The 21,441-nt window shown below is 68.2% G+C and carries 20 protein-coding genes and 4 pseudogenes; 13 read left to right on the top strand and 11 right to left on the bottom strand.

What is annotated here, in order from left to right; all coding sequences use genetic code 11:
- Positions 1–91: 91 nt before the first annotated feature.
- Together ACI2L1_RS11035 and ACI2L1_RS11030 are read right to left on the bottom strand one after the other, a co-directional pair.
- Positions 92–478, bottom strand: a pseudogene (locus tag ACI2L1_RS11035) (AAA family ATPase); the annotation flags it as partial.
- Positions 479–584: 106 nt separating this feature from the next.
- Positions 585–790 (bottom strand): annotated as a pseudogene (locus ACI2L1_RS11030) (glycerol-3-phosphate acyltransferase); the annotation flags it as partial.
- 692 nt (positions 791–1,482) lie between these two features.
- On the opposite strand from ACI2L1_RS11030, the gene ACI2L1_RS11025 reads away from it, so the two are divergent.
- The 4 genes and pseudogenes from ACI2L1_RS11025 to ACI2L1_RS11010 all read left to right on the top strand — a co-directional run.
- Positions 1,483–3,819: a putative bifunctional diguanylate cyclase/phosphodiesterase gene (locus ACI2L1_RS11025; protein WP_404739006.1), complete on the top strand. Its 2,337-nt coding sequence runs from the start codon at positions 1,483–1,485 to the stop codon at positions 3,817–3,819.
- Between the two features lie 1,163 nt (positions 3,820–4,982).
- A complete protein-coding gene (locus tag ACI2L1_RS11020) occupies positions 4,983–5,465 on the top strand; it encodes a DinB family protein (protein ID WP_404739005.1) in 483 nt (160 codons plus the stop codon).
- Between the two features lie 84 nt (positions 5,466–5,549).
- A pseudogene (locus ACI2L1_RS11015) lies at positions 5,550–5,716 on the top strand (IS5/IS1182 family transposase); the annotation flags it as partial.
- Positions 5,717–5,722: 6 nt separating this feature from the next.
- A pseudogene (locus ACI2L1_RS11010) lies at positions 5,723–6,073 on the top strand (IS5/IS1182 family transposase); the annotation flags it as partial.
- Here the strand turns inward: ACI2L1_RS11010 and ACI2L1_RS11005 are convergent.
- Together ACI2L1_RS11005 and ACI2L1_RS11000 are read right to left on the bottom strand one after the other, a co-directional pair.
- A complete protein-coding gene (locus tag ACI2L1_RS11005) occupies positions 6,070–6,606 on the bottom strand; it encodes a CHAT domain-containing protein (protein ID WP_404739024.1) in 537 nt (178 codons plus the stop codon). The pseudogene ACI2L1_RS11010 and the gene ACI2L1_RS11005 overlap by 4 nt on opposite strands.
- Before the next feature lie 119 nt (positions 6,607–6,725).
- Positions 6,726–6,848 (bottom strand): hypothetical protein, encoded by a 123-nt coding sequence (locus tag ACI2L1_RS11000; RefSeq protein ID WP_404739004.1) that lies wholly within the window; start codon positions 6,846–6,848, stop codon positions 6,726–6,728.
- A 135-nt stretch (positions 6,849–6,983) separates the two neighbouring features.
- On the opposite strand from ACI2L1_RS11000, the gene ACI2L1_RS10995 reads away from it, so the two are divergent.
- Both ACI2L1_RS10995 and ACI2L1_RS10990 read left to right on the top strand, forming a co-directional pair.
- The gene (locus tag ACI2L1_RS10995; RefSeq protein WP_404739003.1) at positions 6,984–7,217 is read left to right on the top strand and encodes a hypothetical protein; all 234 of its coding nucleotides are present in this window, start codon (positions 6,984–6,986) and stop codon (positions 7,215–7,217) included.
- 469 nt (positions 7,218–7,686) lie between these two features.
- On the top strand, positions 7,687–8,325 hold the full coding sequence (locus tag ACI2L1_RS10990; RefSeq protein ID WP_404739002.1) for a hypothetical protein: 639 nt from the start codon (positions 7,687–7,689) through the stop codon (positions 8,323–8,325).
- Between the two features lie 739 nt (positions 8,326–9,064).
- Here the strand turns inward: ACI2L1_RS10990 and ACI2L1_RS10985 are convergent.
- Positions 9,065–9,217 (bottom strand): hypothetical protein, encoded by a 153-nt coding sequence (locus ACI2L1_RS10985; RefSeq protein WP_404739001.1) that lies wholly within the window; start codon positions 9,215–9,217, stop codon positions 9,065–9,067.
- A gap of 92 nt (positions 9,218–9,309) precedes the next feature.
- On the opposite strand from ACI2L1_RS10985, the gene ACI2L1_RS10980 reads away from it, so the two are divergent.
- Together ACI2L1_RS10980 and ACI2L1_RS10975 are read left to right on the top strand one after the other, a co-directional pair.
- Complete coding sequence (locus ACI2L1_RS10980) at positions 9,310–9,972, top strand: NUDIX domain-containing protein (protein WP_404739000.1); 663 nt, start codon at positions 9,310–9,312, stop codon at positions 9,970–9,972.
- A 99-nt stretch (positions 9,973–10,071) separates the two neighbouring features.
- On the top strand, positions 10,072–11,055 hold the full coding sequence (locus ACI2L1_RS10975) for an aldo/keto reductase (RefSeq protein WP_404738999.1): 984 nt from the start codon (positions 10,072–10,074) through the stop codon (positions 11,053–11,055).
- 213 nt (positions 11,056–11,268) lie between these two features.
- On the opposite strand, the gene ACI2L1_RS10970 is transcribed toward ACI2L1_RS10975, so the two are convergent.
- Entirely contained in the window at positions 11,269–11,469 is a 201-nt protein-coding gene (locus ACI2L1_RS10970; RefSeq protein ID WP_404738998.1) for a hypothetical protein, read from the bottom strand.
- A gap of 571 nt (positions 11,470–12,040) precedes the next feature.
- Between ACI2L1_RS10970 and ACI2L1_RS10965 the strand changes: the two genes are divergently transcribed.
- Positions 12,041–12,295 carry an ATP-binding protein gene (locus ACI2L1_RS10965; RefSeq protein WP_404738997.1) on the top strand — a complete coding sequence of 85 codons (255 nt, stop codon included), beginning with the start codon at positions 12,041–12,043 and terminating at the stop codon, positions 12,293–12,295.
- Positions 12,296–12,360: 65 nt separating this feature from the next.
- On the opposite strand, the gene ACI2L1_RS10960 is transcribed toward ACI2L1_RS10965, so the two are convergent.
- Complete coding sequence (locus ACI2L1_RS10960; RefSeq protein WP_404738996.1) at positions 12,361–13,476, bottom strand: glycosyltransferase; 1,116 nt, start codon at positions 13,474–13,476, stop codon at positions 12,361–12,363.
- Positions 13,477–13,623: 147 nt separating this feature from the next.
- On the opposite strand from ACI2L1_RS10960, the gene ACI2L1_RS10955 reads away from it, so the two are divergent.
- The 3 genes from ACI2L1_RS10955 to ACI2L1_RS10945 all read left to right on the top strand — a co-directional run bounded on the left by ACI2L1_RS10955 (position 13,624) and on the right by ACI2L1_RS10945 (position 15,453).
- Entirely contained in the window at positions 13,624–14,322 is a 699-nt protein-coding gene (locus tag ACI2L1_RS10955; protein WP_404738995.1) for a TetR/AcrR family transcriptional regulator, read from the top strand.
- Between the two features lie 237 nt (positions 14,323–14,559).
- Positions 14,560–14,739, top strand: a complete 180-nt coding sequence (locus ACI2L1_RS10950) for a hypothetical protein (RefSeq protein ID WP_404738994.1) — start codon at positions 14,560–14,562, stop codon at positions 14,737–14,739.
- A gap of 69 nt (positions 14,740–14,808) precedes the next feature.
- Entirely contained in the window at positions 14,809–15,453 is a 645-nt protein-coding gene (locus tag ACI2L1_RS10945) for a class E sortase (RefSeq protein WP_404738993.1), read from the top strand.
- A gap of 469 nt (positions 15,454–15,922) precedes the next feature.
- Here the strand turns inward: ACI2L1_RS10945 and ACI2L1_RS10940 are convergent, their stop codons facing one another.
- On the bottom strand, positions 15,923–16,642 hold the full coding sequence (locus ACI2L1_RS10940; RefSeq protein ID WP_404738992.1) for a TetR/AcrR family transcriptional regulator: 720 nt from the start codon (positions 16,640–16,642) through the stop codon (positions 15,923–15,925).
- 609 nt (positions 16,643–17,251) lie between these two features.
- Between ACI2L1_RS10940 and ACI2L1_RS10935 the strand changes: the two genes are divergently transcribed.
- Positions 17,252–17,932 carry a GNAT family N-acetyltransferase gene (locus ACI2L1_RS10935; protein ID WP_404738991.1) on the top strand — a complete coding sequence of 227 codons (681 nt, stop codon included), beginning with the start codon at positions 17,252–17,254 and terminating at the stop codon, positions 17,930–17,932.
- A 25-nt stretch (positions 17,933–17,957) separates the two neighbouring features.
- Here ACI2L1_RS10935 and ACI2L1_RS10930 read toward each other — a convergent pair whose 3' ends face one another.
- The 3 genes from ACI2L1_RS10930 to ACI2L1_RS10920 are packed head-to-tail and all read right to left on the bottom strand — an operon-like array spanning position 17,958 to position 21,390.
- Entirely contained in the window at positions 17,958–19,031 is a 1,074-nt protein-coding gene (locus tag ACI2L1_RS10930) for a GNAT family N-acetyltransferase (RefSeq protein ID WP_404738990.1), read from the bottom strand.
- On the bottom strand, positions 19,028–20,380 hold the full coding sequence (locus ACI2L1_RS10925; protein WP_404738989.1) for a beta-galactosidase: 1,353 nt from the start codon (positions 20,378–20,380) through the stop codon (positions 19,028–19,030). Before ACI2L1_RS10925 ends, ACI2L1_RS10930 begins: the two co-directional genes overlap by 4 nt.
- A complete protein-coding gene (locus ACI2L1_RS10920) occupies positions 20,377–21,390 on the bottom strand; it encodes a glycosyltransferase (protein ID WP_404738988.1) in 1,014 nt (337 codons plus the stop codon). Before ACI2L1_RS10920 ends, ACI2L1_RS10925 begins: the two co-directional genes overlap by 4 nt.
- Positions 21,391–21,441 lie beyond the last annotated feature (51 nt).

Here is a 21,441-nt window from a genome sequence, read left to right as displayed (position 1 = left end):
CCCTGTTCTCATGCGTCCACCCGGCAGAGATCACCCGACCAGGGATGCTGTTCGATCAGAACCGTCCTCATGATCGATAGAGATACAGCTTCTCACTCATCGCGAAGGTCTGATGAGGGGTGGTCGACTGGCGATGGGCGACCCGAGCACGTTGGGTCTCATGGTCCACCGGCACGTACACAAGCTGAAAGGACGCGCCCGCAGACATCACCAACCAGCGGATCGCGGACCTCTCGTCACGAGACCAGCATCCGAAATCCAGGACCACGTTGGTTCCCAGCTTCAGCGCTTCCAGACCAAGCCAGAGCAGCCGTCCTTCCAGGACATCGCGCTTCCCCTCTGGCTGCGGATCGCCGAACAGCGGGAGCATCCACTCATCCGGCGTCAGACGCAGAGCGCTGTGCTCCTTGGCCAGCTGCCGAGCTCTCGTGGTCTTTCCGGCCCCGGGCAGGCCGACCGTCAAGAACAACGTCGTCACACCCAGATCTTGTCACGAAGGCCAAGAGCACCGTGCCTATCGTCCCTCACGCAGCTACACGGCGTTGACCTGCACTAACACCCTGGGAACCCCAGATAACGACGGAGCCGATGATGTCAGTGCTGGTGTAGGGCCGGAAGTACGAGGTGTGGCACGCCTGCTGGAAGCGGCGGGCGGCATTCTCGTCGGGGCAGGCGACGGTGGCGGCGGCGGGCTGGCCGTCCATGATCTCGCGGGCGAGGTTCGGGCCCGACAGACCGCGACCCGGCCCGCGCTAACGCCGGTCACTTCGGTGATGACCTGGCTCGCCCGTCCGTGGGAGAGGCGCAGGACCGTGTTGAGGGTCATGCCGAGCTGCCGGGCGGCGGACCGCTTTTTGCGGAACCGTCCTCCATCACGGTCACAACGGGGAAGCCCCAGCACTCCTCAGTCGGCACTCCAACAAAAATCTGGTCCTGCGGGATCTACCCAGCGCGCGTCGGTCACGCTTCACCGCAGGCCCCGTGCTCATCCTGCGTGCCGCGGCGACTGTCAGCCACCCGAGCCCTCTGTCAACGGCCACTCAGTTCTCCAGGGAGCCAGTGGTGTGACGGGCCTTTTGCCACCTCTTGCCGCTCTTGCGCCGCCGGGCACCGCCTGAGTAGGTCATTGGCACCGGGTCGGCCACGGGCAGGCCATGCCAGGCGTCTCCCGCCGGACGGCCGGTGCCGCAGTCGAGAGACACAGTTGCGATCTTTCCCAGGCCGTCTTTGGGCGGAGCGTACAGGCAGCTCTTGGCGACGCCACGATCCGCCCCCGGCTCTCGCCGTGCAAGCCCGGATAAGCGCTCCCAACGACATGCCGGGGTTTGCAGCAAGCACCGAAAAGGCACCCGGTTGCGATCTTCCCGTCGCTGATCTTTGCTGGAAAAATGCACCCGCCCTGAAACGAGCTGTCCTCACCGCGTTGCGGCTGTGGCCTGTGGTTGCGAGGCCAGCTCTCGCCGGCCTCACCTGGGAGGACTTATGGAGGAGGCGCTTCACGGGGAGCACGTTCGCAAGGACGCGTGGTGGTGGTTCCTGACTGCCGGGGGGCTAGTGGTCGGCGCCTATCTCCTCGTCTCCGCCCCGGTGCGCCATGTGTTTCCCCCCGTGCTGGCGTCCTCGGCCACGGCTGCGATTATCGTGGGCATCTGCTGGAATCGACCGCGCCCGGCCAGGCTGTGGTATTTGTTCGCTGCCGGGATGGGATTGTTCGCCGCGGCAGATTTCGTCTACGGCTCTTTCCAGGTTGCCGGGACGCTGGTGCCCTTTCCCTCCGCTGCTGATGTGCTCTACCTGAGCGCGTATCCATGCTTTGCTGCAGGCTTGATCGGCCTGACATCGGCATCGCGTGGCAGCAAGTACTGGGTGCCCCTTCTGGACGCGGGCGTCATCACCTTGGGGGCATCCACACTGGTGTGGGCGTTCATCGTCGCTCCCTATCTGCGCAGCCACCTGTCTGCGCTGCCGCTCGCGGTCTCCCTGGCCTATCCGTTGGCCGATCTGGTGCTGCTGTGCATGGCCGCGAGACTGGTGCTCACCACAGGGGTGCGCTCCTACTCGCTGGCGCTGTTCACCCTCTGGGTCGGGGCCACGCTTGCCGCCGACGCACTGTTCTACTCCACGCTGGCTGCCACCGGCGAACCGATCGCCGAGGACGTGTCATACGTCCTGTGGTCGGTCTCATACCTGTTCCTGGGCGCAGCGGCCCTGCACCCGTCCATGGCCGCGACGACCCGGCTGGTGCCGCGGAACGAGGAGAGGCTGTCTCGCGTCCTCAAGGCAGTTCTCATCCTGCTGGCCCTGGCGGGGCCGGTGCTCGTGATGGCCGACGTGGGTGATGTGCGTGACGAGCCCGGGCATGCCACGGTCATCGCCGGCATTTTCGCCGGCCTGACCCTGCTGCTGATGCTGCGCATCATGCTCCTTGCCGACCAGGCATACGCTCGTGCCCGGCAGGCCGAAGAAGCCCTGCGCGAGCGGACGTCCCTGCAGCGACAGCTCACACACCAGGCTTTCCACGACCCCCTGACCGGACTGGCCAACCGGGCGCAGTTCTCGAAGCGGCTGGAACACGGCCTCCCCCGGACCTCGGGGACCGTAAACGCCGCAGTACTGGTGATCGACCTGGACTACTTCAAGGACATCAACGACAGTCTCGGTCATCCCGTCGGTGACGAGCTCCTCATCACCGTCGGGCATCGGCTTCTGGGAACGGCGCGGCACAGCGACACCGTCGCCCGCATCGGCGGGGACGAGTTCGCCATCCTCGCCGAAGACCTGCAGGACACCCCGGCCGAGCGTTTCGCCCACCGGTTCCTCGAGCGGTTCAAAGACCCCTTCGCCATTTCCGGCGATCGCAGTGTCTTCGTCACCGCCAGCCTCGGCATCGTCGCCATCAACGAACCGATCACGTTCAACGATGCGCTGCGCAACGCAGATATTGCCCTCTATGTGGCCAAGGAGCGAGGCCGCAACCATGCGGTGCTGTTCGAGCCCTCCATGAGCCTGGCGCAGCAAAACCACGCACGCATCGCCCAGGACCTGCGCCATGCCCTCACCCGCACCGAAATGGCTGTCCACTACCAGCCGGTCGTTGATCTCTCCACCGGGGAGGTCACCGGCGTCGAGGCCCTGGTGCGCTGGCAGCAGCCCGGCCGCGCTGAGACCCCTCCCGAACTGTTCATCCCCATCGCCGAGGAGACAGGCCTGATTGTCCCCATCGGCGCCTGGGTACTGCGCGAGGCATGCAGCAAGGGACGGCACTGGCACGACACCGTCCCGGGCCGCCCTGCCCTGAGCGTCGCCGTCAACGTCTCCGGCCGCCAGCTTCAGGACCACCGCTTCCCCGACACCGTCCGACAAGTCCTTTCCGAGACCGGATTCCCGCCGACCTCCCTCATCCTGGAAATCACCGAAAGCACCTTCATCTCCGACGCCGAGACCGCTTCCACCCGCATCCGCACCCTGCGCGACCTCGGGGTACGCATCTCTATCGACGACTTCGGCACCGGCTACTCTTCCCTGGCCTCCCTGCGCGACCTCCCAGTCGACATCGTCAAGATCGACCAGAGCCTCGTCCTCAGAGGCGCCGCCGACGTCAACAACAGACTCATCCAGGCCATCCTCCACCTCGGCTACGCCCTCGACCTGGACACAGTCGCGGAAGGCATCGAGACACCGGACCAGGCCGAACGCCTCCACGCTCTGGGATGCCCACACGGCCAGGGCTTCTACTACGCCCGCCCCATGACCTCCAACGCCCTGGAGGCCTACCTCGCTACCCGGGCGACACTCACACTCCCCAACTCAGACAAATGATCCGTGAGGCAGCATCAGGCTAAACCGCCGGGAAGAGACCCCTACCCGTTCTCGGGGCACATACTGGCGGCGGTGAGGCGTGGACAACCAGCGCAAAACCCTGCTGTCACGGCTGCCGTCACCTCCGAGTGTGACGGCAGCCGCAACAGCGCAGCGAGTTGACGACAGGAACCTGATCAGACCATGGGAGCACACGATGCGCAGCGGCGCCGGAGCAGGCGCGCGCCGACTCCTCCGAGAACGGCGAGCAGCAGTACAGAGCTGGCGGCCATGTTGCTCCCGGACTGCGCGAGGCCGCCGCCACCGGTGTGAACACCGCCGTGCGGCTTCTCTTTGCTCGAGCCGTACTTGTCCTTCGAGCTGGGGCTGTTGCGAGCGGGTTGCCGCCAGCGGACCGACTCCACGCCAGGGCTGGCCGTGGTACGGATGCTGAACCGGATGGAGTTCGTGCGGGTGGCGTCGCGTCTGCCCTCAGGTGTTACCTCCTGTTCGAAGATCCACCATTACCGTATAGACGCGTCGCTGACGGATCCTTGGTCAGACGCCGGATGGTGCGGACGGCCTGGGCGGTGATGTCGAGGTGACCCCGGCTGCCGCGCCGAGTGGGCATCGCGACATTTGATCAGAGCCGTTACCTGCCGGTCGCGGTCGGGGAGCCCGCTTTTTCGTGTTCGCGCTGCGGCACGGGGAGTGCCCGGCTCACCGAATGAGTGCCGTAACAGACCTCCACAAACGTCGTTATCGCGGTGGAGCTACGCGTGCCACCACGGCGATGCGCGTAGGGCGGCACGACAGGGAACCACGAAACGAAGATTTTCCGACCGTTTGGGCGCGGCAGGAAGGCGCGATCGGCCGTATGTGGGGCCGCGGCCGACCGATCAGGCCGGCGGAACAGGCTAGGGCGCAGCAGGCGGCAGGCGCTGCTGCGGGCGGGCACGACGACAAGACTGAGCAGGCAACGGACCATGCGGTCGGCGTGGGTGATGCGGACACCGATAGCAAGGGGAGCGGCTAAAAGGCTGTCCCGCAATGGAGCAGCGTCTCGGCCCGAGGGGTCCGACACTGAGGGGTTGGCGTCCACCTTCCGAACCAAGGTGGCCTGTTGGACCGGACTTTGCCATGATCGTGTGGTGAGTGATGACCTGCGCATACACCCTTCCAAGGTGGCCGACGACCGTGCGTCGTTGACCTTGTTCCTCGATTATCAGCGCGCCACACTGGCCATGAAGTGCCAGGGGGTGACCAGCGAGCAGCTGAAGCGGAGGGCGGTTGCGACCTCGGGCTTGTGCCTCCTCGGTCTCGTCCGGCATGCGGCCGAGGTCGAGCGCAGCTGGTTCCGAATGGTGCTGAACGGAGAACAGCTCAAAGCTCGGTGGCCCGCGGTCGACGGCGTTCTGGGTGCATTCCATGTGGCCGACGCCGACGCCGACGCCGACGTGGACGAGGCGTTCGTGCTCTGGCACAAGGCGTGTGAGGAGTCCCGCGCGGTCACAGATGCCTTCGAGTCCCTTGACGACACGGTGGAGTTCCGCGGCGAGACCATATCGGTGCGCTACGTCCTCACGCACATGATTGAGGAGTATGCGCGTCACAACGGTCACGCTGACCTGCTGCGCGAAGCGATCGACGGAACGGTCGGCGAGTAGGTCACAGGAGGGTCGGATCGGCAGGTCCCGCCCGGCACGACTCGACGCAGTGCCACGGCGCGAACGCCACGAGATGATCACCCCATGAGTGGTGTGATCACGGCATCGGAACCGTCCTGGATAGTCCTGCTTCACCGGGCTGAGTCCGCGCAGCTTCGGCAAACTGGTGGCTGTGCTGCGCCGGCCGGGCCGGGGCCGACGCGGTAGGGCGGGGTCGGCCGTGGAGCCTGCCCCTGGAAGCAGGGTCATTGCATGAGCAGGACTCAGTCGCCGGCCGGGCCCTCATCGAGAAGGTGGCCGCCGAGCACCCCACCATCCGCAAGACCTGGGTCGGCGGCGGCTATCGCCAACACCTCGTCGAGCATGCCGCCACCCTCGGCATCGACATGCACATCGTCCGCCGCGACCCCATCAACAGAGGGTTCACCGTCCTGCCCCGCCGCTGGACCGTCGAGCGCACCCTGGGCTGGCTCATGAACCACCGCCGCCTGGCCCGCGGCTACGAAGCCCACCCGCACCGCTCCGAAGCCATGGTCCAGCCGGCAATGATCAACCTCATGACCCGCCGCCTCACCGCCGAATCCACCCCGACCTGGCGCGGAACCTAGAACCCCCTAAAAGTCGGCATACAGGGACCAAACGTTGGAGCGAAACGCCCTCTCAGTCTGCCGTCCGTGAGTTCCAGCCCGCCGTTCAGCGGCTCGCGGAGGTCCGCCGTCGCGTGGCACGCCAGGTGAAAGAGGCTCGTACGCGCGAGGTGAGCCAGGGTCTCCGCGGTGCCGGCCCGTGCACCGTCGAGCCGCGTGGCATGAGGGTGGCGCTTGTGCACCTCGTCCGTCTCCAGCGGGGCGTAGCGCAGAGGCGCCCGCGTCCCCGGAGCACACACCAAGGTCACCGATGTCAGGGACACCGGTTCCTCCGAGGCGAGCAGTGCGGCGGCACCCGGGGCGAAGCAGATCAGCCGGTCGTCCCTTGTGCAGGTGCTGCGGCCGCGGTCGTCCTTGGGAGTGTGTGCCATGTGGAGGGGGAGGAAGCGCAGCGGACCGCCCGGGAGCAGTGTCAGTGGGCTGTCCTTCGGCAGCACCTCCGTGACGGGGCCGATGACCGCCGTCCAGCACCACTCGCCGACGGCCCGCCGCAGGACCTCGTCTCCTGCTCCAGCAGCTTGATCCGCCGACGCGCTTCCCGAAGCTCAGTACTCTCCTGGCTGGTCGTCCCGGGCGTGCTCCCGTCGTCGATGTCCGCCCGCTGCATCCACTTTCACAACGTCATCGGATGGACTCCGAAGTCGGTGGCCACCTGCTCGGCCGTCACACCCGGACCGCGGTTCCTCGCAACCCGCACGACGTCCTGGCGGAACTCCTCCGGATAAGGCTTGGGCACAGCGACATCCTTCCCACCCGCCCCACAGGGCAAGCCAGTTCAGATGTCACCCGATCGTGCAGCAGACCCCACCGACTTCGACTGGTGCAGCAAGTGCGGCGGCTACGCCATGCGCAGGCTCAGCGAACTACCGGTGTGGCTCACCAACTGCACGACATCAACACGCGCATGGACGGCGAGAACGGAATTCCCGACACCGAACCCTCCACGGTGATCGCTCGCCTGGACGAACTGGCGGCCTGGCAGCCGGATAATGAAGCAGAGTGGTGCGGCAGTGATTCCTGGCAATGGCAGGACACCATCCGCGAGCTCAGGCGGCGAGTCGCGAAATCATACGCCGTGATCGGCCCTGGCGAACCCGCTTCCTGACCCGGGGGTGATCCTCGTACGTGCGTCGCGGATGCCCCGCCGGACGACACGAGAGCCTCCTCCAACTGGGTCGAAAACTCAGCGAGGTTGACTTGGGGACCAGCTCTGGGGACCAGTGGCCGGTGCACGGATCCCCATCACAGCGTCGACCGTGGAGAAGATCCGGGGAGAGGGCGGATGCGCCTGGCAAGTCGACCTCCTGATCGACGACAGTCCTCGGGCTTCACTGCCAGGCGCCGTGACAGGGCTTGATCCGGAATGGTGGGTAGGGCCACGCGGCCGGGGCGTTGATATTGCTGGAGAATGCGCTCCTGTTCGTGTTTGCGAACCTGCAAGAGACCAGGGGCCAGCGCCAGTTCAGCCAGCAGCCGTACACGGTCACCTCTCCTCACTGGCGTGAGGCGGCGCAGTAAGCGGGAAAGCGTCGCTACTACGCGGATATTGTGGGGCAGTGGCTGGTGACGGGGGCATGAGCGATCGTGTGGTCGCCGAGAATCGCAGAGCGGCAGAACTGTTCCGGCGGGTGCTTGCCGGAGACCTTCAAGGGCTCGATGAGGCGGCCCGGTTGGCCAACAGCGTGCGGCGAGCCGTCCCCAAGGGCGACAGCCGGCATCCAACTGTCGTGGTCAACTACTGCGCCGGTCTCCTTCGCCGCTACGAGACGCAAGGCGATGAAGGCGATTTGCGGGTCGCAGTGCAGATGCTGCGGGCGGAGACAGACGAGATGGGGCGTCGTGATCCGTACCGGCCGGGGCTGTCTGCAACATTGGGGTGGGCGCTGCTGCGCGAAGCCGAACTGACCGGCTCCGTGGCGACCATGGACGAAGCTGTGCGTGCCCGCCGGGACGCGCTGGGCGCAACCGGTCGCCGCCACAGTGAATATGATCAGCGCCTCTCCGACTTGGCCGGCACCGTCGCGGCCCGAGGCGCGCTGACGGGCAGTCTCGCCGACCTGCGCGAGGCAGTGCGGATCCACCAGGCTGTGGTTCGCCGCACTCCGGCCGGCCGGTCCGGAGTAGCCAAACCAACCAGGGCGGCGACGGCGGACGTCCTGGGGGGCCAAGACCTGGAGCCGGTGCTGAATGCCTTCAGGGAAGGTGCATCTTGAGCCGTCTGCCTGACGAGGGGGACGCCTCTCTGAGCAGACAACGTCGTTCGTCGTCTCCACTGTCGTGGGGACCAGTTGGGGACCACACGGAGCTCGCGACCCTGAACAGCACGCGCGCGACGCACGCCGTGCGCCCTTGTTCTGCCTGATATGTGCAGGTAGTTCCTATGGCTCTCACTCCTGGGCGTCAAGGGGTCGCAGGTTCAAATCCTGTCGTCCCGACGGTGCGAGGGGTATTCGCAGGTGAGAGCCTGTGGGGGCCCTTTTCGTGTGCCCATCCCTCGACGCCGGGGCGGGTCGTCGGGCCGACGGTACCCTTCTCGCCGCGGCGTCCATGATCGTCCTGGACCGCTGTCAAAGGGCCTTGCAAGCACTCGGCCCTATGGCCACGCTGACGTGTGCGTGGCCGCTCGGATCTCGCCGAGACAGTCGCCGTGGAACGGCAGCGACGACTCGAAACCCCCAGCAGGTCCGGATCGACCGCGTCGAGCAGCGGCCCCACCGCCTGCGCCCGCTCGCGTCCGAGACGGTCGCCTCCAGACGGCCGGTCCGCCCGCACGGACACGCCACGATGTCGTAACCGCCGGCTCAGGCGAGACGCCGGACCACTCCACCTCCTCGCGGGCCGGTTCGGGCGGTGGGTGCCGTGGGGCTGGAAGCCGGGTTCCTGGGAGCGGCCCAGTAGGGCGGCGAGGTCCCAGACGATGGCCGGCCACATCCCCGTGCGGCGTGACACCAATCACCACTCGCCGATCACCGTGTCGCCGTCCAGCGCCCGCCGCACCTCGCGCTGCGCGGCGTGCTGTTCCTCGGTTGCCTCCTCGCCAAAAGACCCAGGGGCAGTGGTCGAAGTGCCGTAGGGACGGCTGCCGCGGATGATCCATACGAGCACGCTGAGCGCGACGCGGCCCGTCCCGGAATGGTAGAAGCGGTCATGACCAACTCGCTCTTCCCCCGCTTCCGTCTCCGCCCGGCGGGTGTCCGATGACCGAGGGCATCGACACCCCCGACCGCCGCGGCCGCACCGGACTCGACCGCACCGGCCTGAACCTGACCGGCAACCCTCGCGTCAAGGTCCGGGACGTGAAACTGCTGTCCAGTCACTGGTACGTCGAGCGGGCCACGACCTTCGACCTCCAGCGTGCCGATGGCACCTGGAGCACCCAGCAGCGCGAGACCCACGACCGCGGCAACGGCGCCACCATGCTGCTGTACGACACGGAACGCGAAACCGTGCTGCTCACCCGCCAGTTCCGCTTCCCGGTGTATGTCAACGGACACCCCGACGGACTGCTCATCGAGACCCCCGGCGGCCTGCTCGACGACGATGACGAGCACCCCGAGATCGCAGTGCGGCGTGAGGTGGTCGAGGAGACCGGCCACACCATCGGGGAGGTCCATCACGTCTTCGACGTCTACATGAGCCCCGGTTCGGTCACCGAGCGGGTCAGTTTCTACGCCGCGGCCTACGGTTCCTCGACCCGCACCCATGAAGGCGGCGGCCTCGACGAGGAGGGCGAGGACATCGAGATCCTCGAACTGCCCTTCCGCAGAGCCCTGGAGATGATCCGTACCGGTGAGATCAACGACGCCAAGACCATCATGCTGCTCCAATGGGCGGCGCTGGAGGGTCCGTTCGCCCGCTGAGCCGTCAAGTTCCCGTGCACTCCCTTGACTTGAAGTGCGCTTCAAGATGAAGACTCCCGTGTGTGCCCCGAAGACGGGTACACACGGGAGGGAATCACCATGAAGTACCGCACCATCGGCACCGATCCGGCGACCCGCCGCGAGGTCAGCGTCCTCGCGCTCGGCGCGATGCTGTTCGGCTCACGGACCGACGAGGAGACCTCCTTCGCCGTCCTCGACCGCTACGTCGAGGCCGGTGGGAACTTCATCGACACGTCCGACAACTACGCGTTCTGGGAGGACGGCGGCCAGGGCGGCCAGAGCGAGGAACTGCTCGGCCGGTGGCGGCGCAGTCGTGGCATCGGCAACGAGATCGTGATCGCCACGAAGCTGGGCGCCCGCCCGCTGGCCCCTGGCACGAGCTACATCGACAACCCGGAGGGCCTGTCGGCGAAGATGATCCGCGAGTCCGCGGAGCGCAGCCGCGAACGGCTCGGCGTGTCCAAGCTGGATCTGCTCTACGCGCACATCGAGGACCACAGGGTCCCGCTCCAGGAAACGGTGGAGGGATTCGCCGAGTTGGTCGCCGAGGGCACGGTGGGCCTGCTCGGCGTGAGCAACCACGCGGTGTGGCGGGTGGAACGGGCCCGTGCCCTGGCGGCCGCGGCGGGCCTCCCCGCCTACGAGGTCCTCCAGTACGCCCACAGCCACCTGCGGCCCCGTACCGACGTACCCGATGACCTCTTCCCCGACGGCAGCCTCGGCCACGCGGGCGCCGACCTCATCGGCTACCTGCGCGCCGAGTCCGCCCTGACCCTCGTCGCGTACTCGCCCCTCCTGAGGGGCGCCTACACCCACTCGGACCGCCTCCCGGCCGACTTCGACCACCCGGGCAACCCGGCCCGCCTGAAGGTTCTGAACGAGGTGGCCAAGGAAACCGGCGCCACCGTGAACCAGGTCGTCCTGTCCTGGCAGATCGGCGCCGACCTCCCGATCATCCCCCTCGCCGGGGTCTCCTCCCTGGCCCAACTGGAGGAGAACCTGGCCGCGGTGGACCTGGAACTGACGGAGGAGCAGCGGGCACGCCTGGACGGGGCGCACTGAGCCGACCGTCCCTGCGGTCACCCGCCCATCCGCACTACGACGCCCGGGAGACCCCAAGCCGGTCCCGTGCCAAGCCGGCGGGCCTGGCCGCGATCACCGCCCTCGCCGCCCCGCTCACCGACCTGCAGGAACGCCTGCGGGCGGCGAGCACGGCGGGCGACCGGCGCCGGGTCCTGCCGGTGTCATGCGGAGACAAGCAGCCGCCCCCGCGCCTCACCGCCCCGCCTCACCGAACCAGTCGAGCAACGCGTCCAGCCCGGCCGCGAGCCCCTCCGGCCCGCCCTGTCCGGCGAGGGCGGGGGCGAGCTCACGGAGCCTCGGCAGTTCCTGGGGCGGCATGCGGTGCGGGCCGAGGCGGAACGCCGGGTCCGACTCGTCGGGGTTGTCGACCATCAGCCGCAGCTCGACGGTCACGTAACCGAGAAGCCAGGCCGTGAACGCCCGGAAGCCCGCGGCGGCGCGGTCGTCGTCGAGCCCACCCTCCCCGACGACGAGCCGGCGCAGTCGGACATCCCGGCGATGCTGCGTTACGGCTCCCCTTCGCCGGACCGCATCGCACCGCCCTCTTCGGCGACGGCGCGGTGGGGCGCTGCCGTCCTGCTGGACAGGCTCGGCATCCAGCCGCGGGCGGCGGCCTTCCTCGCCAAGGTGGTACGCAGCAGAGGGTCCGGTACGCGGCCGAGCTGCGCGAGCCGGTGCCGGGCGCCGAGGTGGTGTCCATGGTGCGTGCGTGGCTGGAGTCTGCGGCCACCGCTCTCGGCTAGCCGGGGAGTGAGCGGCTGGCCTCCGGATCACAGGAGCATCTGGGCGAGTTCGTCCAGCAGGGCGGTCACGCGGCGCGCCTGGGCCGGGTCGCTGGGGGCGGAGCCGAGGGCATCGTCGATGCGGCGAGGGGCCCGCGGGTGATCGCCTGACAGGCGCGCTCGGTGACGCGTACGTGACGGAGGGACGGTGACCGTACGCGCCGACGTCCAGGACGGAGAAGGTGGCTCTGAGCGTCAGCGACACCGGCATCCCCGCGGCCGAGCAGGACAGGCTCTTCCAGCGGTTCTTCCGTGCCTCGAACGCCACCGACGCCGCCATTCCGGGAACCGGCCTCGGACTGGTCATCGTTCGGACGGGCGTGGCGAACCACGACGGCGGGACCGAGGGCCACTCCGAGGAAGGCCGGGGGACACGATCACGGCCCGCTTGCCGCTTGCCGCTCGCCGACACGGGCCGCGCGGCGGGTGCCACCTGAAGACGAACTGCGACGCACAGCGGCGTCGAGGACGGTCTCGCCGAGGAAAGCCCCGCGCTCCCGACCTACCAGGTGCGCTCCCTTCGGAGGGCTGTATCCGCCAGTGCGCGGACGTGCACGCTCTGGAGGAAGAGGTCGTAGAGCCACTCGGGTATGACCAGCATGGAGAGCATGGCCGTGCGCCACCCCCGTGCTTTCACGGTGATCGCACGCTCTATGGCGTAGAACCCCGTGAAGGCCAACCAGAAGGGGGCGATCCTGACGCCGGCACCCGTTGCGGCAAACCAGAGCACCGACCCGACGTACAGCACCGAAACCGTGGCTCCCAGAAACGCGACCACCTGTCTGGCCCAGCCTTCGAGCGTGTGGCGCGTAAGACCGTAGTCAAAGAGGTTCTCGAGTGCTCCGCGCTTCCACCGAAGCCGCTGCTTGCCGAGATCCCTCCATGTCACCATGACCTCGGTGGTCATGGTGGCTCGGGAAGGGGCGACAATGCGCCACCCCCGGTGCTTCAGCGCGAGTGTGAGCTCGTTGTCCTCCGTCAGTACCTTGGTGTCGTACACACCGTCCGCAGGCGGCAGTTGTCCGTTGCCGCGAGCGTCCAGCACGTCCTTGAGGGCTTCCACCCTGAACATGCAGGCCGTGCCCGTCAGGCACAGCACCTTTCCGTTCTTGCGTTTCGTGTCACGAGCGTATCGGGAGTACTCGTTCCGCTGGAAAACGCCGCACAGGCCACCGCCCGCACGTCCGCGGAAGTTCCCGCCCACAGCGCCGTACCCCTCGATCAGCTTTCCGTGTGCCACTTCGATGAAGTGGGGATCGAGATAGGTGTCGGCGTCCTGAATGAGAACCGCGTCTTCATCCGAGAGTGTGGGCAGCAGCTTCGCCAGCGCTCCGTTGAGATTGCCGGCCTTCTTGGACTTGTTGCCGACGGAGTGCCAGACCTCGGCCCCGGCTTCACGGCCCGTCCGTTCCAGTGCGTCGGTTCGTTCCTTGTCCTGGTGCGGGTCAAGGGTCACGACTATGCGGTCCGGAAGCCGCGTCTGGCTCCTCAGTGCCTCAAGGACATGTCCGAGAGAGTCCACCTCCCGATAAGCGGGAACGAGCGCCACCACCCTTCGCGGCGCTGTTCCTGACGTACCCCTGCCCGGCTCTGGGGTGTGATCCACGCTCCGGGTCATCGTGTCTGCCTTTCCCAGCCGCCGATGTGACATGGCTTCGCTCCACCGGTTATGTGTATATTTACGTCGTACACATACATCTTGGGGTCGAATGGGTGAGGCGTCAACACGAGCGGCGCGGAGGGGCGAGTGACCGGGAGGCGTGGCATGGCCAGGAGAGGGCGTCGGCTGAGCCGGGAGCGAGTGCTTGCCGCGGCTTTGACACTGGTGGACCGCGAGGGGTTGCCGGCTTTGAGCATGCGCCGCCTCGGTGCGGAACTCGGCGTGGAGGCGATGGCGCTCTACCGGCACGCGGGGAGCAAGGACGCTCTCCTGGACGAGCTGGTGGAACTGCTCTACCTCGAACTGGAGCAGCGGCTGGCCGTCGACGCGGAGACCGCTGACGTGGCCGGGGTGCCGAGCTGGCGCTCCGGGCTTCATCGGGTCGGGCGGGCGACGTACGACGTCTGTCTGGCGCATCCCAGGGCGGTGCCGTTGCTCTCCGCCCGCATGCTGACGGCTCCCCGGACCGGTCGGCCGCTCGCCGTTCTCAAAGGTCATGAGAGGGTGCTCGCCCTGCTGGGGGAGGCCGGGCTCGATGACGCCCGAGCGGCGGTGGCCTTTCGTGCCTTCACGGGATGGCTTCTCGGCTATGTGGCGGTGGAGCTGTGCCCTGCGTCGGACGGTCCCGATGTGCCGGATCCGGTGGTCCGCCTCGGGTTGCAGCATGTGCCGCCGGACGAGTTGCCGGGGCTGCAGGTGGCCCTCGTGTTCGCAGAACGGGGCGGGCCTGAGGGCCTGGCCGCTGGGCTGGACGCGCTTCTCGACCACCTGACCCGGCCCGTCGAGCGGCGGTCGATCCAGTGATCGTCGCGCTCTTCGCTTGACGGAATGCTCCCCATCTGGTGAAGATGTACGTATACGCCGTAAGCAAGGCGAAGGGTTAGTCGAGAGTCTTCGGTGGATCTTCCCCGGCTCCGCTTCCCGCCGCGGCCTTGGGGTGAGCGCTCAAAGGCTGCCTCGTCGTCCCGCTTCCATTTATCCGCGGCCCTGACCCGTTCCAGACGAGGAATTGGCCGTTTCGTGTTCCGAAGGAGAAGACTCATGGCGGACTACACAGGTGCCGGAACTGCAGCATCTGCCGGAGTGGGGGCAGGAGTTCTGCCTGTCACCGGTGGTGTGGACAGTTTCTGGTTCTGGGTCGTGATGTTCGTTCTGATCTCGGCGGGGTTCGCGGCGCTGAGGCTGGTTCCGCGGAGGGGGAGCAACAGCGACGATTCCTGACCAAGCCGGCACGCGTCCAAGGTGGGGTCGCCCGTATTGGTGATCCCACCGATCCGTGAGGTGTTTTCCATGCCGAAACTCATCCGCCTGGTGGGAGTTGTGTTGATCCTGTCCGGCGTGTTTCTGGGGGGATTGAGGATTTACCAGGCTTGGTGGCAGAATCACGATTACAGCCAGGCGCAAGAGGATATGCGCCACCAGCTCTCACGGTCCCAGCCGGGTCATGAGGAGTTGGCTCCTCCTGAACACACGGTGCGAAAAGCGTCCCCGTATCGTGAAGGGCAGGCTCTCGCGGTGCTGCGGATTCCGAAATTCGGCGCCGGATACCGCCCGGTCGTTGGCGAGGGCGTTTCTCAAGGAGATCTGGCAAAAGGGCCGGGACACTATCCCGGGAGTGCGCTGCCTGGCGAGATCGGCAACTTTGCGGTCGCCGGCCACAGAACGGGCTGGGGGCAGCCGTTCAACCGGCTGGACGAGCTGAAACACGGCGACTCGGTCGTCGTCGAGTGGCGGGGACGGGACCTCACCTATCGGGTCACGGAGACGAAGAAGGTGCAGCCGACGCAGGTCGGCGTCGCTCTGCCCGTGCCCGACAGGCCCGGGGTGAAGCCGGACAAGGCGCTCATCACACTCACCACCTGCACGGACCGTGACCCGGTCACCCGAAAGTACAGGCTCGTCCTCGTTGTTCGGGGCGAACTGAGCGAGCGGTGACACGCAGCGGAGGGCCACCATGAACCACCATGAAGAGGACGGGCGTGCCGAAGCCGGCGCTGCTGCACGCGCACATCGGCGACCTCGCCGCCGCACAGTGTGAAGCGGGCCCGCGCGATCGCGGCTGCGGCCGGGCTGCCCGGCCATGACGTGTCCCTGTATGCGCGCAGCTGTCTGCGGCCCAGGGGTGACGTACCGAGCGAACATCTCCTTCGGCGGCAGCGTGGGGCACGCCGGAGCCGAGCCGCTGTCCGCGCGAAGAGCCCGGCCTGGTCCTGGTCGCCCGCTGCCCCCTGCAGAAGGGCGTTGCGGCGCGGCGGGGCGGGGCGTACCTCCGGACAGGTTGCTCCCTGGGGCTACGGCCGCCCGGCTACCCTGGCCCGGCTGACGGCGCTGCAAGAGCCCCTGGCGGCAGTGGAGGTGGAACTCGGGCAGCGGCCAGGCTCGCCGGCAGTCACTCGCACCGGATTCATCCCGCCTCGGTGAAGCGGTCGAGCAGTGCGTCCAGCCCGCTCGCCAGGCCCTCCGGCCCGCCTTGTCCGGCGAGGGCGGGGGCGGTCTGGCGGAGCCTGGGCAGCTCCTGCGGCGGCATGCGGTGCAGTCCGAGACGGAAGGCGGGATCCGACTCCTGCGGGTTGTCCACCATGAGCCGCAGCTCCGCGGACACATATCCGAGGAGCCAGGCGGTGTACGCGCGGAAGACGGCGGAGGCGCGGGCTTCGTCCAGCCCGGCCTCATAGAGCAGAACGAGGACCCTCTCGTGATCCTTCAAGACGGCGAGGGGGCGCTGGGCGAGCGGGACCGCCAGCATGCGTGTGGTCAGCAGGGGGACCGCCTGGGGGTGGGTGAGGCAGACGTCGTACGTCGCCCGCGCGATGCGGTGGAGCCCGCCGCGCCAGTCGGACTCCTCGGCTCCGTCGACGGACTCGGCGGTCAGCCGTGCCTCCAACTCGAGGTACAGGGCCTCGACCAGGCCGTCCAGCAGGCCGTCCTTGCCCTCCGCGTACCGGTAGAGCGCCATCGCCTCCACTCCGAGTTCGGCGCCCAGCCGTCGCATGCTCAGCGCAGACAGGCCTTCCCGGTCCACGAGCTCCAGCGCGCTGGTCAGCACCCGCTCGCGGCTCAGTCGGCCGTAGCGGCCCCGGTCGCTGGCGCGGCGGGCCGGGTCGGACCCGGCGGCTTTGACCATCGTCCTGCTCTCCTCGCTGTCCGACGAACCCCTGGCGACGAGTGTACGACGTAAATGTACGTAGCGTCACGCGGACAGGCCGGGCATGACGCTCGAGATGTCCCTCTTGTTCGCCCGGGCTAGGATCAGTGAGTCCGGGAAGATTGCTCCCCGATCCGCGAATCGGACTTCGCGGGCCTCACCGCCAGACAGGCAGGAAAGGCCGTGAACGCACCCGCTGTACTCCTGATCAACACTTCGGCCGGGCCCGTGCACGTGACGACTCCTGTACCACGGGAGACCTGGTGGACGCTCGCCGACACGGATGCAGCGACCAACGTCACACAGACCCCTGCATGGCTCGACTGCGTGTGTGCAACGGGATCGTTCCAGGATGCCAGCCGGTTGTACGAGTTCGAGAGCGGCAGTCGGCTCGTGTTTCCCCTGGTGACCAGGCGCAGGCGGCCGCGGTTGCTGACAGCGCAGGAGTCCTGGCCGGGCGAGTGGGGCATCGGTGGGCCGGTTTCCTCGGGGAGAGTCGGTCCACGGGAAGCCCGGGCAGTCTTCGACGACCTCGCGCGGCTACCGGCCCTGCGGGTCGGTGTGCGATTGCGTCCCGAGGACTCAGAGGTGTGGACACGCGCCGTACCCGCGGGCTTCCAGGAAGACCACCACACGGTTCATGTGCTCGACCTGGACGGCGGGTTCGACACGATCTGGGAACGGCGCTTCCATCAGAGCGTTCGGCGCGGTGTTCGCCGCGCCGAACGCTCGGACGTCGACGTAGAGGTGGACCGTACCGGTCGGCTGGTTCCGGAGTTCTACCAGCTGTTCGAGCAGTCGATCGTGCGCTGGGCTGCGCGGCAGCACGAACCGCTGGCCCTCGCCCAGTGGCGCAGGAAGCGCGCGTTTCCGAGGGAACGACTGGAAGCGGTCGCCGACCGGCTCGGAGAGTCGTGCGCGATTTGGATGGCTCGCTGCGCCGGGGAGCCCGCCGCGGCGATCGTCGTCCTGCGTCACGGTCACCACGCCAAGTTGTGGCACGCGGCCATGAACCGGGACCTGGCACATCCTGTCCGGGCCAACAACCTGCTGCACCGGCTGGCGATCGACGACGCGTGCGCCGCCGGCTGCCTGCGATACGACCTGGGCGGATCCCGCCAGGGGGCGTCGCTCGCCGAGTTCAAGCAGGGCCTCGGTGCGGAACTCTTCGTCTCTCCCCGGTACTACCGGGAACGGATTCCCGTCTCCGCGGTCGATCGCGGCCTGCGGACCGCCGTCAAGCGCATGATCCGCTTCCAGGAGAGGTGATGGCGGCGCCGCGTGGGCGTCAGGTTCACCGGTCGGCCGACTGACGTGTGTTGACGGCCTTGAGTGCGATCCGGCGCAGTGCGGGACTCTCCGCCACCATCGCTCGCACCTTCTGCCCCGACATCACCTGGGCGTGCCGGAGCGCGGCCGGCAAGGTGCCCAGGGTCACACACCCTTCACCCAGAGGCAGGTCGCCGGTCTTCATCTCCTGCTTGTAGCGCTCGTCCCCCTTTCCGAGGTCGAGGTACTCGATGCCCTGCGCCGCCGCGGCCTGTGCCATGCCGAGCAGGAGAAGGATGCCCGGCGAGAAGCGCGCAGCCTCGGGGTCGTAGGCGGGAAACCAGTACTGAAGCACTCGCTCGGAGCGCAGTCCGAAGTGCATGGCGACGGGCCGGTCGCCCGCGTACAGCGTGGACAGCGTGCCGGTGCAGGTGGCCGACCTGGTGCGCATGAGCCCCTGCAGCAGCGCCGCGACCGAGGGTCTCGCGAACAGATCCACCTGCCCCTTCGCCCGGTACTGCGCCGACTTCCAGCGCATGAGCGTCTCGAGACGTTCGGGCGCCGCCTCTTCGAACACCAGCCACGTCTCACCCAGGCTGCGCGTCAGCCGACGCTCCTTCGCCTCGAGTTGCCTCGTCCGGGCCGGCGACCTGCTGCGCAGATCTGCCGCATAGGCCTCGTAGCCGGCGGTCAGGTCGATGACAGGTGACGTGGACCGGCGCACGACGCCGCTGTCGAAGGGCCGCTGGCCCGTGGTGAGATGGTCGTACCGCCACAGGCGCAATCCACAGGCACGCAGCAGCGCCCGCACGTCCCAGTCCAGCCCCGGCGCGTGTACCAGCCCCTGCACGTCGCAAAGGCCGCTGCCGATGGGCAGCCCGAGTCCCAGCCTGTGGTGCTCGTACGGGAAATAGCCCACGGGCGCTGATCCCTCCGAGAGCACGGCGACGCGGGCCGTGGGCCGGTGCCGGCCCACGGCCCGGGTGAACTCCGGCGACAGGAAGGGGCTGGCCAGGTCCGGAGTGGCTCGCTGCAGGGCCTGCCACGCGGCGACGTCCGCGGTGCCGAGGCGGTTCGGGGCGAGCACGGTCACCGTCATGGTGTGGCTCCTCTCTGCGACTTCGCGATCACCGAGGCATAGTCCCCGAGTGAGGATCCGGGAGTGCCGTCGTACAGGTTGTGGTCGAAGGCCCACATCAGTCCCGTGAGTCCGCAGGACTTCAGCTGGCGTGCGGCCTCGTTCATGACGCCCGGATAGTAGGCGGCCACATGGGGTCCCGCGCTCTCCCCACTGATGGGGAAGCCCTCGTGTGCGGCGATCCGGGAGATCCACCGCACCGACGACCACGCTCGCACCTGGGCCTCGGGGCCCGGGGCGAGAGCGTCCGGGGTGACGGTGCTGTCCGCGGACCGGCAGGTGTTGTTCCTGGGCGTGCCCGAACCGTCCACCAGCGCGGTGGAGACCAGTTGTACGGTGCGCCGGTGCTCGATCAGCCCGATGGTGCGGAAGAAAGCGGCGCCGCGGCTGATGAGCCCCGCGCCGGCCGTCTCGCCGAGGTGATCGCGGACGGCCGCGGACAGATCGCTCGGATAGGACCCGCCCCCGGGGATGAGCACCAGCAGAAGTCCGTGGTAGCCCAGGGCCTCGTACTGCCTGGTCTGCCAGTTCACCGCGTCGGCGAGCGCGGCGAGGTACCAGTCGTACCACCGGGACACCTGGCGCGTGCTGAAGGGGGCCCCGTGGTAGGTGAGTTGCCCCGGCCGCCAGCCCGGATAGGGGTTCGGTGGCACGGTCGCGGGCCGGCCGGGATCCGCCCCACTCGCCTGCGCGTGCCGGTCGAAGGCCCAGTACGACATGGTGCCCCGCGTGCTCGGGTCCGGTGGCGGGTAGGTGAACTCTCCGGTGCCGTTCACGCCGATGCGTACCGCCCAGAAGTTGCCCAGACCGATCTCCTGATCCAGTCGGCGCAGATAGCCTTCCGCCTCGTTGCGGATCTCCTGGCTGAACACCAGGTTCGGGCTCGAGGTGAAGCGCGCGCCGCCCTGGTCGGTGAAGGCGTTCTCCGGATACCTGCCGAGGAGCCAGGACGGCGGGCTGTTGAGGCCCACGCCCGCCTCCACGTGCAGGCCCGCGTCCCGGAACATCCGCAGCTTCCGCTTGAGTGCCGCGACATAGCGCTGGTCCACCTGCCCGGGGGCCGGTTCGAACCGGCCCCAGTACACCGTCAGATGGGCCACACGTATGCCGCGTGCCTTGTCCGCCCGGGCGGTGTGCTGGCTTGTCTGCAGGGTGCCGAAGAAGTACCGCTCGTGGTGATCGCCGGGGCCGCCGCCGAGACGGATGAAGGAGACCACCGCGGCGATGACGGCGGCGACCACCGCGTAGACGACCCACCGGCTGAAGTGCGAGCGCCTGATCGCGCTGCCGGACCGGCTTCGGTACGTCATGACAGCAACTCCTCGTACAGGCGCGAGTACTGCGCTGCGAACTGCGCCACACCGAAACGCTCCTCGACCGTCGCGCGGCCCCGCTGTGCCAGGTTCTGCCACCATCCGGGCCGGTCCAGCAACTGCCACAGCAGACGACCGGTCCGGTCGCAGTCGCCCGGGGCGGCCCGCAGCACGGTGCCGCGCAGGGACTCGAACTGCGGCTGTTCGCTCAGCACGACGGGGCGCCCCGTGGCGAGAGCCTGGAGCACGGTGAGCGGAACGTCCGCCTTGCCGCCGAGCGCCCGGGGTACGTAGAGGAGGACGTCCGCGGATGCCAGGAGATCGTGCATGTCGCAGACGGGTCCGAGCACTTCGGTCTCGGGCAGGCCCTGGCGGGCGGCTCGGACACGCAGGTTCTCCTCCAGCGCGCGGGTGTCCTGTCCCGGCCGGTCGCGCAGCGCGAGGACCAGCCGGAAGCGGGCTCCTGCCCGAGCGGCGACCGCGGCCGAGGCGATCGCTTCTTCGGCACCGCCCCCCGGGTCGTGATGACCTGTGACCAGCACGGTCGGCTTGTCCGAGGCCGGCCGGGGCCGCAGGGGCCACTCGTCCAGCCGGACGACGGGCCGGATGACCCGGACCTCCCCGAAGCCCGCGGCGCGCATCTGCGCGGCGGTGGCCTCGGAGAGCGCCACGGTGGGCCCCAGCGGGCGTGACCGCGCGAGAAACGCGGGGTTCATGACGCCGGGGACGGTGTGCAGGACCGGTGTGTCGCCGACAAGTCTCGGCCAGAGTCGGGAGAAGGGGGGGAAGCTGTTGCCGATGGTCATCACGGCGTGCACGAGGTCGCACCCTCGGGTGAGCACGCACCCGGCGACCGCCGCCTGGACCCGCACGGGCAGACGTGGGACACCATCGCGGGACAGGAGGGGAACGGGCCGCCCCGGCAGGCCCCTCACCGTCTCGTCGAGCCCGGGCCACCTGCGGAACCAGAGGTACTGCACCTGTGGAATGCCCTGGGCGAGTGCCATGGCGAGATCGGTGTCACCTCCACGCCCCCCGTCGACCGGGCCGCTGGTGAG

The organism is Streptomyces sp. NPDC019531, assembly GCF_044903305.1.
Classification (GTDB): domain Bacteria; phylum Actinomycetota; class Actinomycetes; order Streptomycetales; family Streptomycetaceae; genus Streptomyces.
Note: the sequence above shows the minus strand (reverse complement) of the source record. Positions and strands in the feature narration are given on the sequence as shown.

Bases quoted from the DNA above. Each gene is read 5' to 3' on its own strand.
- ACI2L1_RS10945 (WP_404738993.1), top strand. From the start codon at position 14,809: ATGCCGAAACTCATCCGCCTGGTGGGAGTTGTGTTGATCCTGTCCGGC.
- ACI2L1_RS10975 (WP_404738999.1), top strand. From the start codon at position 10,072: ATGAAGTACCGCACCATCGGCACCGATCCGGCGACCCGCCGCGAGGTC.
- ACI2L1_RS10960 (WP_404738996.1), bottom strand. From the start codon at position 13,476: ATGACCCGGAGCGTGGATCACACCCCAGAGCCGGGCAGGGGTACGTCA.
- ACI2L1_RS10955 (WP_404738995.1), top strand. From the start codon at position 13,624: ATGGCCAGGAGAGGGCGTCGGCTGAGCCGGGAGCGAGTGCTTGCCGCG.
- ACI2L1_RS10940 (WP_404738992.1), bottom strand. From the start codon at position 16,642: ATGGTCAAAGCCGCCGGGTCCGACCCGGCCCGCCGCGCCAGCGACCGG.
- ACI2L1_RS10925 (WP_404738989.1), bottom strand. From the start codon at position 20,380: ATGACGTACCGAAGCCGGTCCGGCAGCGCGATCAGGCGCTCGCACTTC.
- ACI2L1_RS10950 (WP_404738994.1), top strand. From the start codon at position 14,560: ATGGCGGACTACACAGGTGCCGGAACTGCAGCATCTGCCGGAGTGGGG.
- ACI2L1_RS10990 (WP_404739002.1), top strand. From the start codon at position 7,687: ATGAGCGATCGTGTGGTCGCCGAGAATCGCAGAGCGGCAGAACTGTTC.
- ACI2L1_RS10930 (WP_404738990.1), bottom strand. From the start codon at position 19,031: ATGACGGTGACCGTGCTCGCCCCGAACCGCCTCGGCACCGCGGACGTC.
- ACI2L1_RS10920 (WP_404738988.1), bottom strand. From the start codon at position 21,390: ATGGCACTCGCCCAGGGCATTCCACAGGTGCAGTACCTCTGGTTCCGC.
- ACI2L1_RS10980 (WP_404739000.1), top strand. From the start codon at position 9,310: ATGACCGAGGGCATCGACACCCCCGACCGCCGCGGCCGCACCGGACTC.
- ACI2L1_RS11025 (WP_404739006.1), top strand. From the start codon at position 1,483: ATGGAGGAGGCGCTTCACGGGGAGCACGTTCGCAAGGACGCGTGGTGG.